At 65.5% G+C, this 22,385-nt stretch carries 19 protein-coding genes; 4 read left to right on the forward strand and 15 right to left on the reverse strand.

Annotated features, from left to right (window positions below; translation table 11 throughout):
* Positions 1 to 62 precede the first annotated feature (62 nt).
* The 8 genes from hutU to C5N93_RS23545 form a co-directional block, all read right to left on the reverse strand.
* The gene (gene hutU, locus C5N93_RS23510) at positions 63 to 1,742 is read right to left on the reverse strand and encodes a urocanate hydratase (RefSeq protein WP_242561126.1); all 1,680 of its coding nucleotides are present in this window, start codon (positions 1,740 to 1,742) and stop codon (positions 63 to 65) included.
* A 173-nt stretch (positions 1,743 to 1,915) separates the two neighbouring features.
* Positions 1,916 to 2,671 carry a histidine utilization repressor gene (hutC, locus tag C5N93_RS23515; RefSeq protein ID WP_069342995.1) on the reverse strand — a complete coding sequence of 252 codons (756 nt, stop codon included), beginning with the start codon at positions 2,669 to 2,671 and terminating at the stop codon, positions 1,916 to 1,918.
* 321 nt (positions 2,672 to 2,992) lie between these two features.
* Positions 2,993 to 4,159 carry a porin gene (locus C5N93_RS23520; protein WP_242561396.1) on the reverse strand — a complete coding sequence of 389 codons (1,167 nt, stop codon included), beginning with the start codon at positions 4,157 to 4,159 and terminating at the stop codon, positions 2,993 to 2,995.
* Between the two features lie 135 nt (positions 4,160 to 4,294).
* Positions 4,295 to 4,867: an LOG family protein gene (locus C5N93_RS23525; RefSeq protein WP_069342942.1), complete on the reverse strand. Its 573-nt coding sequence runs from the start codon at positions 4,865 to 4,867 to the stop codon at positions 4,295 to 4,297.
* Positions 4,845 to 5,765: an ABC transporter permease subunit gene (locus tag C5N93_RS23530; protein WP_242561127.1), complete on the reverse strand. Its 921-nt coding sequence runs from the start codon at positions 5,763 to 5,765 to the stop codon at positions 4,845 to 4,847. Before C5N93_RS23530 ends, C5N93_RS23525 begins: the two co-directional genes overlap by 23 nt.
* Positions 5,766 to 5,776: 11 nt before the next feature.
* Positions 5,777 to 6,904, reverse strand: a complete 1,128-nt coding sequence (locus C5N93_RS23535; protein ID WP_242561128.1) for an extracellular solute-binding protein — start codon at positions 6,902 to 6,904, stop codon at positions 5,777 to 5,779.
* Between the two features lie 94 nt (positions 6,905 to 6,998).
* Positions 6,999 to 8,036 carry an ABC transporter ATP-binding protein gene (locus C5N93_RS23540; protein ID WP_242561129.1) on the reverse strand — a complete coding sequence of 346 codons (1,038 nt, stop codon included), beginning with the start codon at positions 8,034 to 8,036 and terminating at the stop codon, positions 6,999 to 7,001.
* Complete coding sequence (locus tag C5N93_RS23545; RefSeq protein WP_069342992.1) at positions 8,033 to 8,821, reverse strand: ABC transporter permease subunit; 789 nt, start codon at positions 8,819 to 8,821, stop codon at positions 8,033 to 8,035. The genes C5N93_RS23540 and C5N93_RS23545 overlap by 4 nt, the downstream gene beginning before the upstream one ends.
* A gap of 392 nt (positions 8,822 to 9,213) precedes the next feature.
* Here C5N93_RS23545 and C5N93_RS23550 point away from each other — a divergent pair, with 392 nt between their 5' ends.
* Both C5N93_RS23550 and C5N93_RS23555 read left to right on the forward strand, forming a co-directional pair.
* Entirely contained in the window at positions 9,214 to 10,110 is an 897-nt protein-coding gene (locus C5N93_RS23550; protein WP_242561397.1) for a LysR substrate-binding domain-containing protein, read from the forward strand.
* Positions 10,111 to 11,175 carry a polysaccharide lyase gene (locus C5N93_RS23555; protein WP_242561130.1) on the forward strand — a complete coding sequence of 355 codons (1,065 nt, stop codon included), beginning with the start codon at positions 10,111 to 10,113 and terminating at the stop codon, positions 11,173 to 11,175.
* 24 nt (positions 11,176 to 11,199) lie between these two features.
* On the opposite strand, the gene C5N93_RS23560 is transcribed toward C5N93_RS23555, so the two are convergent.
* Positions 11,200 to 12,090, reverse strand: a complete 891-nt coding sequence (locus tag C5N93_RS23560; protein ID WP_242561131.1) for a LysR family transcriptional regulator — start codon at positions 12,088 to 12,090, stop codon at positions 11,200 to 11,202.
* 118 nt (positions 12,091 to 12,208) lie between these two features.
* On the opposite strand from C5N93_RS23560, the gene C5N93_RS23565 reads away from it, so the two are divergent.
* Positions 12,209 to 14,512 carry an aconitate hydratase gene (locus C5N93_RS23565; protein WP_277990423.1) on the forward strand — a complete coding sequence of 768 codons (2,304 nt, stop codon included), beginning with the start codon at positions 12,209 to 12,211 and terminating at the stop codon, positions 14,510 to 14,512.
* An 85-nt stretch (positions 14,513 to 14,597) separates the two neighbouring features.
* Here C5N93_RS23565 and C5N93_RS23570 read toward each other — a convergent pair whose 3' ends face one another.
* The 4 genes from C5N93_RS23570 to C5N93_RS23585 all read right to left on the reverse strand — a co-directional run bounded on the left by C5N93_RS23570 (position 14,598) and on the right by C5N93_RS23585 (position 18,869).
* Positions 14,598 to 15,611 (reverse strand): ABC transporter substrate-binding protein, encoded by a 1,014-nt coding sequence (locus tag C5N93_RS23570; protein WP_242561132.1) that lies wholly within the window; start codon positions 15,609 to 15,611, stop codon positions 14,598 to 14,600.
* Positions 15,612 to 15,698: 87 nt separating this feature from the next.
* Complete coding sequence (locus C5N93_RS23575; protein WP_242561133.1) at positions 15,699 to 16,787, reverse strand: LLM class flavin-dependent oxidoreductase; 1,089 nt, start codon at positions 16,785 to 16,787, stop codon at positions 15,699 to 15,701.
* A 196-nt stretch (positions 16,788 to 16,983) separates the two neighbouring features.
* Positions 16,984 to 18,159, reverse strand: coding sequence for a DSD1 family PLP-dependent enzyme (locus tag C5N93_RS23580; protein WP_242561134.1), 1,176 nt, complete (start codon positions 18,157 to 18,159; stop codon positions 16,984 to 16,986).
* Between the two features lie 35 nt (positions 18,160 to 18,194).
* The gene (locus C5N93_RS23585) at positions 18,195 to 18,869 is read right to left on the reverse strand and encodes an HAD-IA family hydrolase (protein ID WP_242561135.1); all 675 of its coding nucleotides are present in this window, start codon (positions 18,867 to 18,869) and stop codon (positions 18,195 to 18,197) included.
* A 118-nt stretch (positions 18,870 to 18,987) separates the two neighbouring features.
* On the opposite strand from C5N93_RS23585, the gene C5N93_RS23590 reads away from it, so the two are divergent.
* Positions 18,988 to 19,971, forward strand: coding sequence for a LysR family transcriptional regulator (locus C5N93_RS23590; RefSeq protein WP_242561399.1), 984 nt, complete (start codon positions 18,988 to 18,990; stop codon positions 19,969 to 19,971).
* 6 nt (positions 19,972 to 19,977) lie between these two features.
* On the opposite strand, the gene C5N93_RS23595 is transcribed toward C5N93_RS23590, so the two are convergent.
* Complete coding sequence (locus C5N93_RS23595) at positions 19,978 to 21,243, reverse strand: MFS transporter (RefSeq protein WP_242561136.1); 1,266 nt, start codon at positions 21,241 to 21,243, stop codon at positions 19,978 to 19,980.
* Positions 21,244 to 21,352: 109 nt separating this feature from the next.
* The gene (locus C5N93_RS23600; protein ID WP_242561137.1) at positions 21,353 to 22,327 is read right to left on the reverse strand and encodes a LysR family transcriptional regulator; all 975 of its coding nucleotides are present in this window, start codon (positions 22,325 to 22,327) and stop codon (positions 21,353 to 21,355) included.
* Positions 22,328 to 22,385: the final 58 nt, after the last annotated feature.

Genomic DNA, 22,385 nt, shown 5'->3' on the forward strand with positions numbered 1-22,385 from the left:
ACATAGTCGGGGGTGTCTTGTCTTCGTCTTGCTTTTGAATTGGGTGGCGATGCCTGACGGGATTACTTCGCCGTGTTCAGCATTGGCAGGTTCAGGCCGTGCTCACGGGCGCAGTCGACCGCGATGTCGTAGCCGGCGTCGGCATGACGCATCACACCGGTGGCCGGATCGTTGTTCAGCACGCGGGCGATACGCGCCGCAGCGGCATCGGTGCCATCGCACACGATCACCACGCCGGAGTGCTGCGAGAAGCCCATGCCGACGCCGCCGCCGTGGTGCAGCGACACCCACGTTGCGCCGCTGGCGGTATTGAGCAGCGCATTGAGCAGCGGCCAGTCGGAGACGGCGTCCGAGCCGTCGCGCATGGCTTCCGTTTCGCGATTGGGGCTGGCGACCGAGCCGGAATCCAGATGGTCGCGGCCGATCACGACCGGCGCCGAGAGTTCTCCCGAGCGTACCATTTCGTTGAACGCCAGTCCGAGCTTTGCACGCAGGCCGAGGCCGACCCAGCAGATGCGCGCCGGCAGCCCCTGGAAGCTGATGCGCTCACGTGCCATGTCGAGCCAGCGATGCAGATGCGCGTCGTCCGGGATCAGTTCCTTGACCTTGGCGTCGGTGTTGTAAATGTCCTGCGGATCGCCCGAGAGCGCGGCCCAGCGGAACGGACCCACGCCACGGCAGAACAGCGGACGAATATACGCGGGCACGAAGCCGGGGAAGTCGAACGCGTTCTGCACGCCTTCTTCCTTGGCCATCTGGCGGATGTTGTTGCCGTAATCGAACGTCGGCACGCCCATCGCCTTGAAGTCCAGCATGGCCTTCACGTGCACGGCCATCGATTGCTTGGCGGCCTTCACGACCTCGGCGGGCTTCGAGCGGGCGCGCTCGCGGTATTCGTCCCACGTCCAGCCGATCGGCAGATAGCCGTTGAGCGGATCGTGCGCGCTGGTCTGGTCGGTGACCATGTCCGGCCGCACGCCGCGACGCACCAGCTCCGGCAGAATCTCGGCGGCGTTGCCGCACAGCGCGATGGAGACGGCCTGACCGTCGGCGGTGTATTTGGCGATGCGGGCCAGCGCGTCGTCGAGATCCTTGGCCTGCTCGTCGACGTAGCGCGTGCGCAGACGGAAGTCGATGCTCGTCTGCTGGCATTCGATGTTCAGCGAGCAAGCGCCGGCCAGCGTGGCGGCCAGCGGCTGCGCGCCGCCCATGCCGCCCAGCCCGGCGGTGAGCACCCAGCGTCCCTTCAGGTTGCCGCCGTAGTGTTGACGGCCGGCTTCCACGAACGTCTCGTAGGTGCCTTGCACGATGCCCTGGCTGCCGATGTAGATCCACGAACCGGCGGTCATCTGGCCGTACATGGCCAGACCTTTGGCGTCGAGTTCGTTGAAGTGTTCCCACGTGGCCCAGTGCGGCACGAGGTTCGAATTGGCGATGAGCACGCGTGGGGCGTCGGCGTGGGTCTTGAACACGCCGACCGGCTTGCCCGACTGGACGAGCAACGTTTCGTCGTCGCCCAGCGTCTTGAGGGTTTCGACGATCTTGTCGAAGCATTCCCAGTTGCGCGCGGCGCGTCCGATGCCACCGTAGACCACGAGCGCGTTCGGATTCTCGGCGACATCCGGGTCGAGGTTGTTCATCAGCATGCGCAGCGGCGCTTCGGTCAGCCAGCTTTTGGCGTTGAGCTGCGTGCCGCGCGGGGCGCGGATGGTGACGTCGCGATATCGGGTGAATTGGCTCACAGTGATTCCCTTGGTTCTGAGCGGATGATGGCTTGTACAGTATTGTATATACAACTAATCGTGAACTAGGGTTTTCACGAACCCGGTGGGTGACAGCGATGACGGGGAAGGTTTGTGGCGCTAACGGAAGAATGCGCGGCTGGCTCAGCAGTGCGAGCCGCGCGGGCAGGCGATCACTCGGCGTCGCCGAAGCGGCCTTCGAGGCGGTGGCGCGAACCGGGATGCAGCAGACGGGCGACCGAGACGACCCGTTTGCCCGACCATGTGCGTCGGCGAATCAGCAGGCACGGCTCGGTGCGCTGAATTTGCAGCATCTGCGCTTCGTCCGGGGTGGCCGTCACGGCCTCCACGACGTGTTCGCCTGACGTGAGCGGTGAGGTGCGCTGAAGATAGGCGTTGGGCGTGCGCTTGGTGAAGTCCTGTTCGAGGTAGTTCGGCGCGAGTGCCGGATTGACGAAGCGGTCTTCGATCTGCACCGGGATGTTGTCCTGATAATGGACGATCACCGAATGGAACAGCTTCTCACGCTCCTGTAACCCCATCGAGAGCGCCCGCTCGGGGCCGGCCAGTTCTTCGCGCAGCAGCTTCACTTCGGCACGATGGCGGTGCCCGTGCTCGGAGATCTCGTCGGCGATATTGTTCACGGCGAGCAGCGGCGAGTGCGACTTCGGCTCGGCCACGAACGTGCCGACGCCCTGCATACGCACGAGCCGGCCTTCGGCCGTAAGTTCGCGCAGCGCACGGTTGACCGTCATGCGACTCACGCCGGACTGCTCGACGAGTTCGTTTTCCGACGGCACGCGGTGATGCGGCGGCCAGGCGCCGGTGTCGATCTGACGGCAGATGAACTGCTTGAGCTGCAAGTAGCGGGGCGCGGGCCCCTGTTCGGCGAGCGTTTCGACAGTCGGCTGGGCGGTTTGACGTGGCACCTTGCTGGCCTCTCCGGTCACGAGTGTGCGGGTGGAAAGCCTGAAGGATAAGCCAATCGTCTGCCGGAGACGAGAAAAAAAGCGGCACGCCGGCGCACGGCACGGCTTGAGGCAAGGCCGTGCGAGGGGTGTGCGAAAGCGTGCCCAAGGGTGAGCCGGTCCGTCATGCAACGCCACACCATGTCCACAACGATGCGTGCCGATCCGGTTCTCGCGAAGTCCCCGAGGTGAGACTCAAGTCCCCCGCCGTGGGGCGGCGGGGGACAGTCCAACGTGACCCTACCTGTACAACGGTGCTACGACTGCAATCCGTTCAGACGTTTAGAACGTCTGACGGACACCCACGCGCACGAACGTCTGCGTCGCCGTGGCGGAGGAGATGCCGTTGCCCACGTCGCCGACCGAAGCCGTCGCCGAGACAACGTTGCCGAAGGTGTCGAGCGTGCTGCCCGACGCCTTCTGATAACCGACCAGACCGTACAGCGACGTGCGCTTCGACAGGGCGTAGTACGACGCGAAGTTCACCGTGTGGTACTTCGGACCGCCCGAACCCTTTACGTCGCTGCCTTGCGTGTAGTTGTACGCGCCGGCCAGACGCAGGGCCGGGGTGACCTGATACGCAACGGTCGCGCCGATCGTGTTGAACGTGAAGGTGCTCGCGAACGTCGACAGCGCGCCCGGCGTGTACTGCACGTTGCCGTACTGGATACCGACCTGCGTGGCGCCGAAGGTGTAGCTACCGGCGGCCGAGATGATGCGCTGGCTGGCGGCCGAGGCGAAGCCTTCGTTGATCGACGACGCGAACGTGCCGTCGTACGAACCGGTCCACGTGCCCGAAGCGCTGTACGAGTTCTGGGCTTGCAGGTAACCGACGCCGAACGCGACCGGGCCGCTGGCGTACGAACCGCCGAAGCCCCAGGTGTTCTGGTTCTTCACGCTACCCGGCTGACCACCGAAGCCGTAGATCGCGCCGAACTGGAAGCCGCCGTACGTCGGGCTGGTCCACTTCACCGAGTTGTTCACGCGCGACTGGTTATCCTGCTGGTCGATGTCGCCCGGGTGTGCGCCCATGCCGGTTACGAACGTACCGGCGCTGATCGGACCCACGAAGTCGACGATCGGATCGTACTGACGACCCAGCGTGAGCTTGCCGAGCGTAGCGCTTTGCAGACCCACCCACGATTGGCGACCGAACAGACGGCTGCCCTGGCCCATCGTGCCGTTACCGATGTTGAAGCCGTTTTCCACCTGGAAGATGGCCGAGTTGCCGCCGCCCAGATCTTCCGAACCCTTCAGACCCCAGCGATCGCCCGACCAGGTGCCGCTGGCGAAGCCCCAGACCGAACCGTTGGTGTAGTTGATCGGTGCGCCCACGCCACCCTTGGAGTTGGCCGTGCGCTGACCGCTGGCATAACCCACGCCGGCATCGACGATACCGTACAGGGTCACGCTGCTTTGGGCGTAGACGGGAGCCATGATGCCGGCCATACCGCCGAGGCCGAGTGCAGCGAGAAGAATACGTTTCATAATATTAGTGGTCCTAAATTTATATTGCAGGAACATCACGAAAACGCACCGGCAGTTCCCCGGTGTGGGTCGGTTGTCTTGAACTGCCGGCGTTACTTACCCGGGGGTGTCACCTCCGGGCAGTCCGGTGACGCTCAACCACGTGGCCACGGCCACGATCAGGGCGTCGATATCGTCGAAGCTCTCTGTGCCCGGCACGGCCGGTGCATCGAGGACGGTGAAAACCGGTTTGCGCCACTGAAGCCCCAGCGCGATCTCCGAGAGCGTGCCGAGCCCGCCGCCTACGGCGACGAGGCAGATCGACGCACGGGCGATCAGGGCGTTGCGCGTGATGCCGAGCCCGGTCGGCAGGGCCACGCTCAGATGCGGGTTGGCGTCGCCGGCGTGATCCTCGGGCAGCAGGCCGATCACGATGCCACCGGCTGCGGACGCGCCGGCGGAGGCGGCTTCCATGACACCCCCCTTGCCGCCGCACACCAATGCGACACCGGCGGCTGCCAGCGCTTCGCCGATGCACTGCGCGGCGTAGAGTTGCGCGGGCGTGGCTTCGCGCGGACCGATGAGGCCCACGGGTGTCACGTGACGCGACGGGCCCGCCTGCCGGGCGGCCAGTTGATCGAGGGCGTGGCGGGCCGCAGCCGACCACTCATTGAGGATGACGCCGTACAAGACACTCTCCGAGAGCGAGCACACCGCTGCACACGGCCATCAAGACGAGGGACAGCGCGGCAGCTTGAGGGAAATCCGTTTGCCCGTCCGACATCTTCAGGAACATGAGCAACGGCAGGATGTTGATTTGCGTACCGGCCAGCGCGAGCGCCGTGCCGTAGGTGCCGAGGGCAATTGCGGTGACCAGGCACCACGCGGCGGCGAGGGTCGGCCACAGTTCGCGCAGCGCCACGTCGATGATCGCGCGCAGCGGCGTCGCCCCCAGCGTAAGGGCGGCTTCGATGGGGCGACGATCCAGATTGGCGACGGCGGGATAGACCATCAGCGCCACACGCGGGATCAGGTAGTACGCGTACGCGGCGACGAGCCCCGGTGCGGTGTAGATCAGCGCGCCGAAACGCGCCGGGTCTGCGCCGAGCGAGGCGAGCGTCATCGTGACGAACCCCGAACGGCCGAACGCCAGAATGAAGCCGTAGGCGATGACCAGACCCGAGAAGGCGAGCGGCACGCCCATGGCCGCGAGCCAGAGGCGTCGGCGGCGCGGCGTTTGACGCGCCAACGTGACGGCGAGCAACGCACCGACGATCAGCGAGACGGTGCCCGCGCCGATGGCGAGACCCATCGAGTTGACGAGGGCGTCGCGCACCAGCGGATCGAGTGCAATGGCCGAGAACGCCGCACCATGTCCCTCGAAGGCCGCCACGACCAGCGCCGCGAGCGGCAGGCCGAAGCCGAGCACGAGCAGCACGGCGGCGGGCAGGCCGCCGAAGCGGCGCACCCAGCCGCGCGGCGTGTCCTTGCCACGCGGCAGGCCGGTTTGCGGCTGGGGCCGATGAGGCTCGCCGGACGTGATGGTCCCGGCGATCTCTGTGGTCCCGACGGTGTGCGCTGACGTCATATTGCGGGAACTCACTTGGCGAGCGCGGCGGCCGACCACAGACGGTCGACTTCTGCCTTCTGCGCGGCAGCGCGGGCGACGTCGAGCGGGTGGACCTGCGGGGCATCCGGCATGCGGGCGCGCATTTCCGCCGTGAACGGCGTGCCCGGCACTGCGGGGCGCACATAGCCTTGCGCGAACAGCGATTGACCGACCGGGCTCATGATGAGGTTGAGCCACAGCTTGGCGGCTTCCGGATTCGGGCCGTTCTTGACCAGACTAATCGCGTACGGCGCCGACACCGTGGCTTCCTTCGGAATCACGACTTGCGCGGCATCGCCCATGCCGTCGGTGTACTTGGCTTTCAGACCATCGTTCTCGTAGCCGATGAGAATCGGAATCTCACCCTTGACGAACTTGGCGTACGGCGTCGTGCCTTCGACACGCATCACGTTGCCGGCGTCGCGCAGCTTGCCGAAGAAGTCCGCGCCGGGCTTCGGGTTGTCGACGTTGCCGCCGAAGGCGTATGCGGCGGCGAACACGGCGACCTGTCCCTGACCGGTCGAGCGCGGGTCCAGATACACCACGGCGTTCTTGTACTCGGGCCTGAGCAGATCGGCCCACGACTGCGGTACGTGCTTGACCAGCTTCGTGTTCACGAGGAACGCGATGTTGAGCGAGTGGATCGTGAACCAGCGGCCGTCGTTGTCGCGGAAGACCTTCGGCAGCGTGTCGAAGTTGATCGGCTTGAACGGAGCGACGACATCCTTTTGCACGGCGTCGAGTGCCGAGCCGGCGAAGTAGTAGGCCGTGTCGGCCTGCGGGCGGCGACGCGACTTGTCGAGCGCAGTGACGGTCGCAGCCGAGCCGATGTCGTTATACGTGATTTCGACCTTCGGATAGCGCTTGCGGAACTCGGCGAACAGCGCCTTCCAGTTTGCCCACTCCGGCCCGGTGTCGAACGAGACGACGAGACCTTCTTCGGAAGCCTTGGCGTACAGCTCGGCTTCGCCCGGGTAGAGCGGGGCGGCCGCCGTCGCCTGTGCGCCGCTTTGCGCAAAGGCCGAGGGGGCCGCAGCCGTCAGCAGGGCGAACGATGCCGCGAGCGTAGCCAGTGCGGGCAGGGCGCGCGTGCGCAGGGAAGGAACGGGGTGAATCATCGACATGGCTCCGTGTGGGGCATCAGGTAAGGAATTCGTATTGCGGGGCATTTCTGCGGGCGTCGTGGGCGTCGTGGGCGTCATGTGTGCCGTCTCAGTTGACGACAGGCGGCAGGACACGCAGATGCGCCGGGTCCAGCGCGATGGCGAACGAGGCCGGCTTGCGGCTCTCGCCGAGCAACGGCGTCGGGGCCCCTTCGGGCAGGAAATCGAAGCGGCACGTCGCGCCGAAGAAGCGCACCGCGCCCGGATGTCCGTTCAGGCGGTTCAGGGTGCTCACGGGCGGATCGCACTCGATATGCTCGGGCCGAACCAGCAGCGAGACGGCCGCACCCGGACGCCACGCGCCGGTGTCCACGTGCAGCTCGGCAAAGCCGGTGTCGACCATGCCCGGACGCGCCACGCGCGCCGGCAGAACCGTCGACAGGCCGGTAAAGCTTGCGACCGTGGCGCAGGCTGGGGCGTCGTACAGACGCTGTGGTGTATCGATCTGCAACAGGCGGCCGTTATCGATGACGGCGACACGGTCGGCGAGACTCAGGGCTTCGTCGCGATCGTGCGTGACGATGAGCGTCGTTGCGCCGCTGGCTTGCTGCAACGCGCGGATTTCGTCGCGCAATTGCTGACGGATACCGGCGTCGAGCGCGGCGAGCGGTTCGTCAAGCAGCAGCACGCGCGGCGAGACGGCCAGTGCGCGCGCCAGCGCCACGCGTTGTTGTTGTCCGCCGGAAAGCGACGTCGGGCGACGCGCAGCGAATTCGGCCAGTCCGACGCGGCTCAGCATGTCGAGCGCCGCACGCTGGCGCTGCGCCGTCTTCACCCCTTGCATGCGCAGCCCATAGGCGACGTTATCGATCACGCTCAGATGCGGGAACAGCGCGTACTGCTGGAACACCATGCCGACATGACGACGCCAGACCGGCACGCCGCCGACATCGTCTCCACCGATGGCGATGCGACCGCGATAGCCGTCGAGCAAGCCGGCGACGAGGCGCAGCACCGTCGATTTGCCGGAGCCGCTGCGGCCCATCACGGCAAGCAATTCGCCCTGGCGGGCTTTCAGGCTGACATCGTCCAGACCGTGGCTGGCACCGGCGTACCGGAAGCTGACGTTTTCGAGAGTGAGGCTCATGAACTGACCTTCTGACGGGATGCCGCAACGATCGACAGGCCGGTCGCGGCGAGCGCAAGCACGAGCAGCACGACGGTGGCGGCGCAGGCGAAACCGGTCGCGCCGTAGAACGCCTGGAGAAGCACCACCGGATAGTTGCGATAGCGGAAACCCGCGATGAGATTGGAAATCTGGAATTCGCCGATGGACAGCGCCGCGACCATCACGAGCCCCGCCACGAGGCTGTGCGTGAGGTTCGGCACGGCGATGGTCAGGAACTGGCGCAGCGGCGAGGCGCCTAGCGTGGCCGCGCAGTCTTCGAGCTTGGCGATATCGAGGTGACGCAGGTCGGCGAGCAGCGTCTGCGTAAGGTACGGCAGCGTGAGCACGGCGTGTGCCAGCACGAGCAGCCAGAGCGAGCCGAGCCAGGGCAGCGTGTCGCCGCTGAACACGGCGATGTAGCCGAAGCCGAGCGTGAGCGCAGGTACCGCGACGGGCAGCAACGTGACCAGACGCGCAATGGCGCCGCGCCCGCTGCGCGACCGGTGATGAAGCGTGTAGGCGAGTGGCAGGCCGACGAGCGCGGTCAACACGCAGCAGGCGAGCGCCACGATGAGGCTCGTGGAGAACGCGCGTCGGAACGACGGATCGCCGGCCAGATCGACGAACCAGTGTCCGGTGATGCCGGTCGGCAACACGGTGTTCGTCCACGTCTGCCCGAAAGCGCCGACGAGCAGCAGGAGCACGGGCAAGCCCAGATAGATCAGAAACAGCGCGGCAACGGCTCGCACGATCCACACGAGGATGCTCGTCTTCGGCTGCGACTGCGAATGCCCGTCGGCCCCGGTCTCGGCAGGGGCTGGACTGTGCCGGGGTGGCACAGTTTGGGCAAGGCGGTCGGCGTGGACGTCGGACATCGGGGAAACCTGAACGGCATACGGTTACGAATTCGCTTCGGTCGACCGGAACGCTGGCTATCCCTTGCCGCAGAACGAACACCGTGGGATGGCGCAGCAGACAGCCGGATCGACGTTGGGCGAGAGTTTCGTGCGCTGAAATGTCATCGTCATGAAGAAAACACACAAATCGGGCATCGTGCTGTGCGAAAACGGAACAGTTGGCGGATCGCAAAACGCGTCTGCCATCGCACAAGAACTCGCACGCGCCCACGCCAGCCACGGCTTTCGAGCCTTTACTCATGCGCCATTGCTATCCGAACGTCGCCGAATTGCTTGCCTTCACCAGTGCGGCAAGACACTTGAATTTTTCTCGTGCCGCCCGTGAGTTGGGTCTGACGCCGAGCGCGGTGAGCCGCCAGATCGCGTCTCTGGAGGCGTTGGTGGGTACCGCGTTGTTTGTGCGCGAGGGACGTCATCTAGTGTTGACCGAGGCCGGACGCCGCTATCATGACCGGGTGGCCGAGCCGCTGCGCGAGATCGGGAATGCTTCGCTTGAGCTCATGACATCGCGCGGCGAGAGCGATTTGCTGACGATTGCCAGCGTGCCGACGTTCACGACCAAATGGCTGATTCCCCGGTTACCGGACTTTCTGGCGAGCACGCCGGGTGTGACGTTGAGTTTCAGCCGTCACCTGGCGCATGGCGACGCATTCCCCTTCACGCTGGACGCCGCCGTACGCTATGGCGACGGCGCGTGGGAAGGTGTCGTGAGCGAGTATCTGGACGGTCGCCGTTTCGTGCCGGTGTGCGCGCCGTCGTTTCTCGCGCGGCATCCGTTGACGAGTGTGGAGGACATTGCGCGTGCACCGAGGCTGGTGCACAACCAGGCGGAGGAAGTCTGGGGCACCTGGGCGGCGTGTTACGACGTGGCGCCGCATGCTCAACGCCCGGGGCCGCGCTTCGAACAGTATTCTGTGTTGCTTCAGGCGGCCGAGGCGGGCATGGGCGTGGGGATGGTGCCGGCGTTTCTGACGCGCGACGCGATGGAGGCCGGGCGTCTCGTGGTCCCCGTGGAGGCCGGCGTCGATGTGCCGCGTCACGGCCATTACCTGTGTTACCCGCGAGAGCGGCTGCAACAGCGGTCGGCCTTGCGACAATTTCGCGAATGGATGCTGAGTCAGGCATCCCAAGGATAAATGAGCGACATGCCCACCCTGCGTCATCGATTTCGTTTCACTTTCCTGACGGGTTTCGTTGCCCGGACGATTCTCACCCTCACGTTGCTCACCATGATCCACCCCGATGCTGTCGCGGCGCAGAGCGAATGTCCGGCACCGCCGCCGGGCAGCCCGGACATTCGCGCGATGGGGTATTACTCGGACGCCGCCAGTTCAGTCATCGACCCGAAGCTCAAGGCGCAGAACGCTGCGGCGGTGAAACCGCTCAACGACTTTTCGGCGCATGTTGCCAGGATGGCCGATGTCTACGCGAAAGAGGGCGATGAGACCGCCGCCCGCTGCGCGCTGACGTGGCTCGACGCATGGGCCGCCAGCGGGGCGATGCTCGGTCGCATGGAGCACGTGAACAACGACCAGTCGGACTACATGCGCCAGTGGACACACGGCGCGGTGGCGCTCGCGTACCTGCGCACGCAGGCGGTGGCAACGCCGCAGCAGCGCGCTTCCATCGAATCGTGGCTGCGCCGACTGTCTGCGGCCAATCTCGCGTATTGGGACAACCCGAAGCACAAGCGCAACAATCACTACTACTGGACGGGGATCGGCATCATGGCGACGGCCGTCGCCACACGCGACGACGCGTTACTGAAAACGGCGCAGGGCATCTATCGCACCGGCATCGACGCCATCGAACCTGACGGCAGTCTGCCCATGGAGATGGCGCGCAAGCGCCGGGCGCTGCATTACCACGACTACGCCACGGCGCCACTGGTGCTGATGGCCGAGTTGGCGCGTCTTCGCGGAGAGGACTGGTATGCCTATCGCCCGGGCGCGCTGGAACGTCTCGCGGCGCGTGTGGCAGACGGCTACCGCGATCCGGCGTGGTTCAACGCGCAGGCGGGCGTCGTGCAGGAGACGGCAACGCCGAAGGCGTCAAGCGGCTGGGTCGAGTTCTACCGCCGGCGCTCCCCTGATCCGGGGCGTTTCGATGCGATGCACGCCGACGGACCGTACAAGGATCCGCGCATGGGCGGCAACGTGACGTGGATGGCGACGAATGGCATCGTGCCGTCGCCGCAGTAAGCACGTCGCGCCTGTCTCTCCCCGTCAGACGACGCTCGTCGCCCGCGACGCGATCAGATCGTAGAGCGCTTGCGCGGCGGGCGAGAGTTGCGCGCCGCGCCGTGTGACGAGCACCAGCGTGCGGGCCACGACCGGCTCGACCAGATCGATCACGCGGATCTCCGGATACGCGCCCCTTTGGAGCGCGAGGCGCGGCACCACGGCCGCCGCGACGCCTTCGGCCACCATCCCCACGGCCGTCGAACTGCGCTGCACTTCGAAGTGCGGTTGCAGATCGACATCGCCCAATGCGCCATCGAGTAATGCGCGGTTGGCATTGACCTGTCCGGCGAAGATCAGCGGATAGGGTGCGAGGCTGCGCCACGGCACCCGCCGCCGCCGGGCGAGCGGATGCGATGCGTGACAGATCAGCACGAACTGATCCTGTGCGACAGGCAACCCGATGAGATCCGCGTGACGCGAACCGGCGATGTGAATGCCGAACTCGGCTTCGCGGTGCAGCACGGCGTGCGTGACGGCTGACGACGAGTGATCGAGCACGCGCACGCGGTTATGCGGGAATTGCTGGGCATACGTCTGCAAGATGCTGGGCAGAAACTGCACGCCTGCCGTGGGCACGCAGGCGATCGACACGTCGCCGCGCGCGGCCTGACCGCTCTCGCGAATCTCGGTGAGCGCGTCGGACAACTCGTCGAGCAAGCGCCGCGCCTGCGGCAGGAAGTCGCGTCCAATCTGCGTGAGCGAGACCGAACGTGTCGTGCGCTCGAACAGCATGACCCCCAGATAATCTTCGAGCTTGCGCAGGCGCTGTGTGATTGCCGTCTGCGTCACAGCGAGCGCGTCTGCGGCGCTCTGGAAGCCGCCGCGATCCGCGATGGCGACGAAAGCCTGCACGCCAAGGATGTCGATTTTCATAAGAAAAATTGAGTAATCGGACAGATAAATGCATTTTACCGGGAATGAGACCGACGCCAGAATGCGTCCTGCGATCGCACCCATCCACCCCACAAATGCCTTAAACAAGGAGTGATCGATGTCTCAATTCCTCTCCCCCGAGGCGCTCGCGCGCCGTTATGCGACCATGGCCGAAACGCTCGCCATCGTGCGTCGCCGTCTTGGGCATCCGCTGACCCTTTCCGAGTCGGTGCTGCTCGGGCACCTGCGCGATCCGCACACGCAATCGCTGGTGCCGGGCACGAGCTATCTCGCGCTCGACGTCGACCGTGTCATGTTTCAGGATGTCCTCGGTCAGACCGGCATGCTCCAGTTCATGCAGACCGGACGTGATCGGGTCGCGGTTCCCGCGAGCATTCATTGCGACCATCTGATTCAGGCGCGCGTCGAGGGGCGTACGGATCTTCAGGCGTCTGTCGACGAGAACCGCGAGGTCTACGCGTTCCTGCGCAGTGCGGCGGCGAAGTACGGCCTCGGTTTCTGGGAACCGGGCGCCGGCATCATTCATCAGGTCGTGCTGGAGAACTACGCCTATCCCGGCGCGCTGCTCATCGGGACGGACTCGCATACGCCCAACGCTGGTGGTCTTGGGGCCTGCGCGGTTGGTGTGGGCGGTGCCGATGCTGTCGAGGCATTGGCCGGGTTGCCGTGGGAAGTGCTTTATCCGAAGCGCATCGCCGTCTATCTGACGGGCTCGCTCAGTGGCTGGACGGCGCCCAAGGACGTGATTCTGCGCGTCGCCGGCGAGTTGACGGTGTCAGGCGGCACCAACGCCATCGTTGAATACATTGGCCCGGGCGCCCGGACGATCAGCGCGACGGGCAAGGCGACCATCACCAATATGGGCGCCGAGCTGGGCGCGACGACATCGATGTTTCCGGCCGACGCACGCATGCTCGACTACCTGCGTGCGACCGGTCGCGGCGATCTGGTGCCTGTGATCGAGGCGAACCTGAGTCTGCTGGCGCCGGACCCCGAAGTGGAGGCCGACCCGGAAGCGTATTACGACCGGGTGATTCGCATCGATCTGTCGACGTTGGCCCCGCATGTCGTGGGCCCGCACTCGCCGGACCGCGCACGCACGGTGGCGCAGTTGGCCGCGCAACTCAGGACGATGGAAGAATCGCGCGTAGACGATGCGGGTGACGTTCAGTCGGACACGATTTCGGCCGCGCTCATCGGCAGTTGCACCAATTCGTCGTACGAGGACATGAGCCGTGCTGCTGATATCGCCCGACAGGCGCAGGCCTACGGACTGAAGGCGTCGGTGCCGTTCATGGTCACGCCGGGCTCGGAGCAGGTCCGCGCTACGATCGAGCGCGATGGTCAGCTTGCTGCCTTGTCGTCCATCGGCGGCACCGTGCTCGCCAATGCCTGTGGACCTTGCATCGGACAATGGCGTCGCGACGCGGCGGCCACCGGTGTGCCGAACACCATCGTGACGTCTTACAACCGGAACTTCCCCCGTCGCAACGATGGCTCGCCCAACACGATGAACCTGATTGCCAGCCCGGAGATCGTGACGGCGTGGGCGCTTGCCGGACGTCTCTCTTTCGATCCGCAGCACGACGTGCTCACTGCACCTGACGGGAGAACGTTCCGGCTCGCACCGCCTGCGGTCGCGCCCGAAGTGCCGCCGGAGGGCTTCACGCGTGGTGCGACACACTACATCGCACCGCCTGACGATGGTCGTGCGGTGAGCGTCAGCGTCGATCCGAAGAGTGAACGAATTCAGGTGTTGCGACCGTGGCCGGCATGGAATGGCAGCGACCCGAAGGGCATGCCGCTGTTGATCAAGACGCGGGGCAAGACGACGACGGATCACATCTCACCGGCCGGGCCGTGGCTGAAGCTGCGCGGGCATCTGGAGCGCTTCAGCGACAACCTGCTCTCGGGCGGCACTAACGCGTTCACCGGCGCGACGGGACGCACCACGGACTGGCTTCATGGCGAGGACGACGTGACCCCGGCGCAAGCGGCTCGCGCGTATCGTGCAGCGGGCGTGCCGTGGATCATCGTCGGAGACTTCAACTACGGCGAGGGCAGCAGTCGGGAGCACGCGGCGCTGTCACCGCGTTTGCTCGGGGGCATGGCGGTCATCGCGCGGAGCTTCGCACGCATCCATGAGACCAACCTGAAAAAGCAGGGGCTGTTGGCGCTGACCTTCACGAATCCCGACGACTATGAACGCGTGCGGGCTGACGACCGGATCGATCTCATCGACCTGGCGGCGTTGGCGCCCGGGAAGGAAGTGCCGTGCGTGCTGCATCACGCCGACGGGACTCAAGAGACGATATCGCTGCGGCACAGCTACAGCGATGTGCAACTGGCTTGGTTCAGGGCCGGCTCGGCGTTGAACGTGGTGCCAAAACAGGCAAGCTGATGCGACAGCCGGACGGAAGACGCCAGAACGACTCGCGAATGATTCGAATCTGCGCTTTTCCGTCCGGCTGCCAAGGCATTGCGGATCAACGCGACGCGCTTTGCCGCGTCGGCTGTCCCTTGGCTTCCAGCACTGGCGTGAACGACGTGTCGACGATCTTGCTGACGTCGAACCGGTTCGGAAGCGCGCCGGTCTGCGTCAGGAAGTCGCTCGTGCCCTGATAGTCGGCCACGGCCTGCTTGTCGACGGCGTCGATGGTCATGCCCGCCTGACCGATCCAGTGACGTGCGACGTCACGGTCCAGGCCGGCCTTCTTCGCCCACTGATCGGCGTAGACGTCTTTGTGGCTTTCCACCCAGGCGCGCGCCTTTTGCAGACGCACGAGGAAGTCGGCGATGGCCTCACGTTTCGCGCTCACCGACGGCGCATACGCGGCAACGCTGCTCAGACCGGGCATGAGATTGCGCGCCGTGATGATCGGACGCGCGCCGTTGTGCACGACCTGCTGCGAGATGTACGGCTCCCAGACCGGGAACGCGTCGATGGCGCCGTTGGGCAACGCCACGGCAGCATCGATCGGCATGAGCTTGACGAACTGCACATAATCCGTGGGCAGGCCTGCCTTTTCCAGCGCGCGCAGCGTTAGTTGCTGACTCCAGGCGCCGGGCCAGTAGGCGACCTTCTTGCCCTTGAGGTCCTGAATCGATTTCACCGGCGAATCTTTCGGCACGAGCAACGCAATCGTGTCTGGGTTCTGACGCGAGACGGCGATCAACTTGACCGGTGCCCCTTTCGCCGCGAGGAACAGGAAGCCCGAATCGCCGAGGAAACCGAGGTCGAGCGCACCGGCGTTGAGGCCTTCGGCAACCGGGGCGGCGGACTGGAAGTGCTTCCACTCGACCTGATAGTTCGCGCCTTCAAGGGCGCCCGAGGCCTCCATCGAGGCGCGGACGTTGTAGTAATTCTGATCCCCGACACGCAGCGTGACGCCTTGCGCGCTGGCGACCCCGGCGTGCATGACGCCGAGTGCCGTAAAGGCGCTAAGGGAGAGGGCAGGAACGGCAAAACGGGCGCGACGAATCCAGCGCAGCAACATCATGACACCTATCTGAGAAGCGATTGAAGAAACGGTAGCAAGCAACGAACAAGCAACGAACAGCAGCGAAGGACGTAACTCACACGTCACTCACGCCGCCTGCGGCGTGCGCTGACGATCCAGCTCGGCGGCGTGACGACGGAGGGCCGGAATCAGCGATTCGCCGTATCGGATCGTGTCGCCCAGCGGATCGAAGCCGCGAATGAGGAACGTGTCGACGCCAAGCTGGTAATAGCGACCCAGTGCGTGTGCGACCTGCTCGGCGGTACCGACGAGCGCTGTCGAATTCCAGCGCGCACCGGTGGCCTTGGCCACGCCCATCCACAAACGTTCGTCCACGACATCGCCGCGTTGCGCTGCGGCGAGCAACCGTTGAGAGCCGACGTTCTCCGGCGCTTCGGTGCGCAGACCGAGCCGTTCGCGTGTGGCCTTGACCTGACGCAGGACCTCGTCGGCGCGCTCCCATGCCTGGGCTTCGGTGTCCGCCACGATGGGACGGAACGAGATCGAGAAGCGCGGCTTGCGGCCATGACGTTGTGCCGCCGCCCGCACGCGGGTGATGAGCGACTCGACGGCGTCGAGCGGTTCGCCCCACAGCATGTAGGTGTCGGCGTGGCGTGCGGCGACGTCGATGGCGGCGTCGGACGCACCGCTGAAGTAGATCGGGATATGCGGCTTCTGCCACGTCGGTACAGCGGGCGACGCCTGCTCGAAGCGGTAGTGATCGCCCGCGAAATCGACGGGAGCGTCGGCGGTCCAGATGCGCTTGAGCGCTTCGAGATATTCGTCCGTGCGCGTGTAGCGGGCGTCGTGATCGAGGAAATCGCCGTCGCGGCGCAGGTCAGCGTCGTTACCGCCGGAGACGACGTTCAACGCGACGCGTCCGCGTGAGAACTGGTCCAGCGTGGCGAGTTGGCGGGCGGCGAGCGGCGCGGCAATCACGCCGGGACGATAGGCGAGCAGGATGCCCAGCCGTTGCGTTGCTGCGGCAACATGGCTGCTGACGAGGCTGCCCTCGGGGCCGTTGGAGAAGTAGCCGATCAGTGCGCGGTCGAAACCTGCCGTCTCGTGAGCTTGCGCCATGCGCGTGATGAACGCGGGATCGACGGCCGCGCCCGTGGGTTGATCGACTTCGGACCCCGGCGCCGCCGTGATCATCCCGATGATTTCTACGCTCATGAATGCACTCCAGTACAGGCAAAGCGCGAGCGTAGCGGGCGTATGGCCCGCCGTGAACGAAGGAAATCGGGATACGTTATGCCGCTTGAGGGCATAAGCATCCGTGGTGCGGTTCGGAATCTGTTGCGATGCCGATCCGCGCCATAGGCCTACACCAGTTTGTCGGCTCGCCTATGCCGCCCTTTGAGGCTTTGGCTTACCAGCCGTGCAGACGTGGCCACGTCGCGAGATCGTGCGCCGGATCGATCGCGTGGTACTCGGGGAACTGCGCCCCCGTCGCGCACGCGTGATTCGGCAGGATGCGCAACTGCGTGCCGATGGGAAAGCGCGCGACGATATCGGGATCAGGTTCGCCTTCGCGCGAGAGGATGCCATGTTCCTGATTGGCGCCGCTCAGCACGTAGCCCGGCACGACGCTGCCGTCGATGCGGCACACCTGACCGTAGCCGAAATCGCGCTTCTGCTTTTGTGTGCCACGGTCGCGACTCATGGCCATCCAGCCGGCGTCGACGATGGCCCAGCCCTTGTCGGCCTGATGCCCGATGACCGTGGTCAGCACGCTCAGTGCCAGTTCGTCCGTCGTGCAAACGCCCACGTTGTGCATGACGAGATCGAAGAACACATACACCCCCGCACGGACCTCGGTCACGCCTTCGAGATGGCTGGCTGCGAGTGCCGTCGGCGTCGAGCCGACGCTCACGACCGGGCACGGCAGCCCGGCCTCGCGCAAACGCGTCGCTGCCAGCACGCAACCGGCACGCTCCTGTTCCGCGATGGCGGCGAGCGCTTCCGGCGTGTCGAAGTCGTAGCTGGAACCCGCGTGGGTCATGACGCCGCCGAGCGTGGCGCCGCCGTCTTGCAGGACACGGGCAACGTCGAGCAGCGCGTCTTCGTCGGGGCGGATCCCCGAGCGGTGCCCGTCGGTATCGATCTCGATCCACACCTCGAACGTCTCACCGAACTCTGCGCCGAATGCGACGATGGCCTGTGCCGACGCTACGCTGTCGGTGATGATCTTCAGGTCGCAGCCGCGCCGCCGCAATGCCAGCGCAGCGGGCAGTTTGCTGGCCACCATGCCGACCGCGTAGAGGATGTCCGTCACGCCGTCGTCGAAGAAGCGCGCCGCTTCCTTGAGCGTGGATACGGTGATGCCCGCCGCGCCTGCGGCGATCTGCGCTTGGGCCACTTCCACGCACTTGCTGGTCTTGACGTGAGGCCGGAAGCGCACGCCCAGCGTGTCCATGCGCGACTGCATGCGCTGGATGTTGTGCTGCATGCGCGGCACGTCGATGATGGCGGCGGGGGTGTCGAGCGCCTGCAATGCGGCGAGCGGAACAGGCGTGGCAGGCGAGAAATTGGGCGTCGAAGTCATGGCGCTGGATTTCGTGAGTGAGTCTGACGTGGGGATCACGCGTGGGAGTGAAAGTGACGCAGCCAGTCGAGCGCCGGTGCGAGGGTCGGCGCTTCGCTGTCCGGCGCGGGTGCGCCATCGGGGCGAGACAGGCCGACACGGTTGTGCCAGAACGTGCGCAGGCCGACCGCCGACGTGCCGAACAGGTCGTAACCGGAGCCTGCGACGAACGCGGCGTCGCTGGGATCGACACCCAGCTTGTCGAGCGCCATGCGGTAGGGGCGCGGGTCCGGCTTGTAGAACCCGGCTTCTTCAGACGTCACCACGACATCCCACTCGAAGCCGTCGGTAGCGAGTAGCGACGCCGCTTGATGGCCGAGCGTCTTCGAACAGTTCGTGACGACGGCCAGCTTGCAGTGCGGACGCAGCGCCTGAAGCAACTCGCGCGCGCCGTCCCAGGCGGGCAGCGTGAGCCACTCGGCTTCCAGCGCTTCCGGAGCCGACGTCGGCAGGCCGACATGTTCGGCCGCTTCGCGCACGAGCTGCTCATAACTGACGTAGGCACCACAGCCGTAAGTGCGGCGCAGGTACTCGGCGCGCCAGGTGCGGCCCTCGGTCTCGCTGCCGGCGGCGCGATTCCACACCGTCCACGAGTCGAGTAGCGCGGTCAGCAGATCGAAGAGCACGGCGCGCGGCCAGTTGGCGTCGTTCTTGAGGGATATGTCGGACATGTCGGCCTCTGTCTTGATGGGCGGGATAGTGAATAGGGTGCAGTGACATGACGCAGTGTAGGAAGGATAGGGTGTGCCGTGGTTAAATGACGGCACATCCAACATTAATCTCAGGTTAATGATCCAGCTCGAAGACCTGCGCCTGATCGAGGCACTGTCGCAGTCGGCGTCGCTCAGTGCGGCGGCGCGCATGCTCAACGTGACCCCGCCGGCGCTTTCGACGCGTTTGCGCAAGCTCGAAGCAACGCTGGGGCTGGCGCTCGCCACGCGCACCTCGCGACAACTGAGCCTGACGGCCGAAGGAGAGCGGCTCGCCCGTGAAGGCTCGGCGCTGCTCGCGCAACTGGAAGCGCTTCCTGAATCGTTCCGTCGTGAAGACAAGCGATTGACCGGGACGTTGCGGATTTCAGCGCCGTTCGGTTACGGGCGTCATCATGTGGCGCCGGTGCTGGCGCGCTTCGGCCTGCTGCATCCGGAACTGACCCTGCAACTCGACCTGCGCGAGACGCCGTGGCCCGACAAGCATGATTCGGACGCCGTCATCCACGTGGGAACCGTCAGAGACTCGTCGTGGATCGCACGGCCGCTGGCGCCTAACGATCGATGGCTGTGTGCCAGTCCGGCGTATCTGCAACGCCATGGGGTGCCGCCGGACCCGCAAGCGCTATTGCAGCACCGGTGCATATGCATTCGGGAGAACGACGAAGACGTGACGTTATGGCGCTTCCGGCGACCCGCGAAGGCGGCGGTGAAGTCGTCAGCGAAGTCGACGGCGACGCCCGGACGTCAAAGCACCCGTGACAGCGTGCGTGTGGTGCCTGCCTGCACGACCAACGACGGCAGCGTCGCGCGCGAATGGGCCGAGCAGGGACTGGGGCTGGTGTTGCGCTCGGAGTGGGACACTCGGGAAGCCGTCGCTGCCGGACGCCTTGTGCGCGTGCTCGCCGATTGGGACTTCGAGAGCGCCCCCGTCACGTTGCTGGTGCCCATGCGTCGCGGGCGGACTGCACGACTGCAAGCGCTGATGGCTTTTCTGGAGGACGCATTGGCCGCCACGGCCCCCGCGCGTAACCCAAGCCGCCCGAGCCGCCCAAGCCGATGAGTGTCGTCAGGCCGGTTGCTGCGCCAGTCGGGCGCTGACCGAGCGCGCCCGGTTCGCGAGCACGCTGCAAAGCAGCAACAGGATGGCCGTCATGAAGAACACCGCGGGCAGTCCGAAGAGCACCGCGATCTGGCCACCGAGGATGGGGCCGATCACCTGACCGCTGAACTGCGCCGACTGAAGGTAGCCGAGCAACTTGCCGGTGCTGCGTTCGTCGACCGCATGACGGGCCAGCTTGCCGATGGCGGGCAGCAGACCTGCCAGCGTCATCCCCATCAATACCCGCAATGCCGCCAGTTGCCACCATTCGGTTACGAACGCCTGCGGCACCATCACCAGCGCCGTCGCGATCAGGCAGCCGACGATCACACGCCAACTACCGATCCGGTCGGCCAACGCACCGAGCTTTGCCGCCGTGAGCATGCTGCCGAGCGCCGAGCTGGCCATCACCACACCGGCCACGCGCGTGAGATGCGCCCCGTCGACGCCCAGTTGACCGATATAGACGGTGATGATCGGCTCGATGGACATATTCGCGAGCAACACCATCATCCCGGTAAAGAGAATGGCAGCGATGATGCCCACACGCGCGCGGGGCATGGGTGTTTGCGTCGTCGCTTCGGTGCGACGTTTGCTGTCGCGTGTGCGGTCGAAGTCTTCGCGTACGCCGAAGATGGTGAGCAGCGCGGTGATCGAGATCATGCCCGCACAGGCGAAGAACGTGCCGCGAATGCCCAGCAATGGCGGCAGCAGGCCGCCGATCAGCGGGCCGGTCAGATTCCCGGCGAGCGCACCGGTGGACAGCACGCCCAGCGCCCAGCCGGCGCGATCGCGCGGCGCCTGCGTGCCGATCATGACCGTCGACGCGGAAGCGTAGCCGCCGATCAGGCCCGTCAGCAATCGCAGGGCGACGAGTTGGTAGACGTTGTGTGCAATGCCGATCAGCGACGTCACGATCACCATGCCGACAGCCGCACGAATGAGCATCGGTCGACGGCCGAAGCGGTCGGCGAGATGCCCCCAGATCGGCGCGGTGACGGCGGTGCCGAGAAACGTCGCACTGAACGCGACGCCGGACCACTGGATCACGGCCGATTCCGGCGCGACGCCGAGTTGTTTGACGTACAGCGGCAGGAACGGCAGCAGCATGCTCAGACCGGCGAGCGTCGTGAACGAGCCAAAGACGCAGATCGCCAGATTACGCTGCCAGTAGCGATGATTCCGCTCGGTGTAACCGGCGCTGGGGGAAACGGATGAAGACGGGGGAGTCACAAAAGCCTCTGTATTTCGCGGATCACGAACGCGGCAGCCAGTCGCGATGCGTGGCGCTGGTCATCGGGCACGTTGCGCATGTCGATGATTGCCAGCGGGTACTGCGAGTCTAGTCGTGTCGTGGCGCGGCGGGTATGGCTGCGGCGCGTACGTCACTCTTACGCGACGCGGAGGAATGTGCAAGCGCCGTCATCAGAAAATCGATGAAAACGCGCGCACGCGAGGGCAGCGTCTTGCCATGCGGGAACATCAGACTCACCGGACGGGAACGTCCCGAGTAGGCAGAGAGGACCTCTACGAGCTTTCCTGCCGCCAGGTCTTCCTCGACGATGAACCGGTACGTCTGGAAGATGCCGCCACCGGCCTTGGCGAGCGCCACACCGCCGAGCACGTCGTCGGCACAGCGGAAGTTGCCGTGCGCGTGATATTCGATGTCGGCGCCGGCGTCGCGGAACAGCCACGGGATCGGTCGACCGGTACTCGGGAGGTCGAACTCGATGCATTCGTGGTCCTTGAGATCGTCCAGCGTTCGGGGCGTGCCCGCCTGCTTCAGATAGTCGGGATGGGCGATGACGACCAGCGCGGCGTCTTCGAGATGGCGGGCCACCATGCGCGATTCGGGTTGCGCACGAAAGCGCACGGCGAAATCGAAGCGGGCTTCATGCAGATCGACGTTCTGATTGCTGATCTGAATCTCCAGCTTGATGAGCGGATATTGCGCCCGAAAAGCAGGCAGAAGCGGCAGCAGACGGTAATGCCCGTAGGTCGTCGGCACGCTGATGCGCAAGGTGCCCGACGGCTGCGATTGCGCACCGGAGACCCGGCGCTCCGCCTCGGCCAGCAGGCTCAGCGCCGTACGGCATTCGTCGAAATAGGCGCTGCCGCCTTCCGTCAGGCGAATACTGCGCGTGGAACGCACGAACAGCCGCACGCCCAGGCGCTGCTCCAGTCGCGCGACCGACCGGCTCACGGCTGCCGGGGTGACCCCGGCCTGATTGGCCGCAGCCGTAAAACTGCCGGCCTCGGCCGCCAGACAGAAGAGTTCGATGCTGCCGAGCAGCACGTCGTCGAATTGGCGTTGCATGCGCTGGTCCGCTCCGATTCGTTACACGATGTAAAAAGACAAGTGTAATCGCATGTGT

This window comes from Pandoraea sp. LA3 (genome assembly GCF_022696215.1).
In the GTDB taxonomy this organism is placed as follows: Bacteria; Pseudomonadota; Gammaproteobacteria; order Burkholderiales; family Burkholderiaceae; genus Pandoraea; species Pandoraea capi.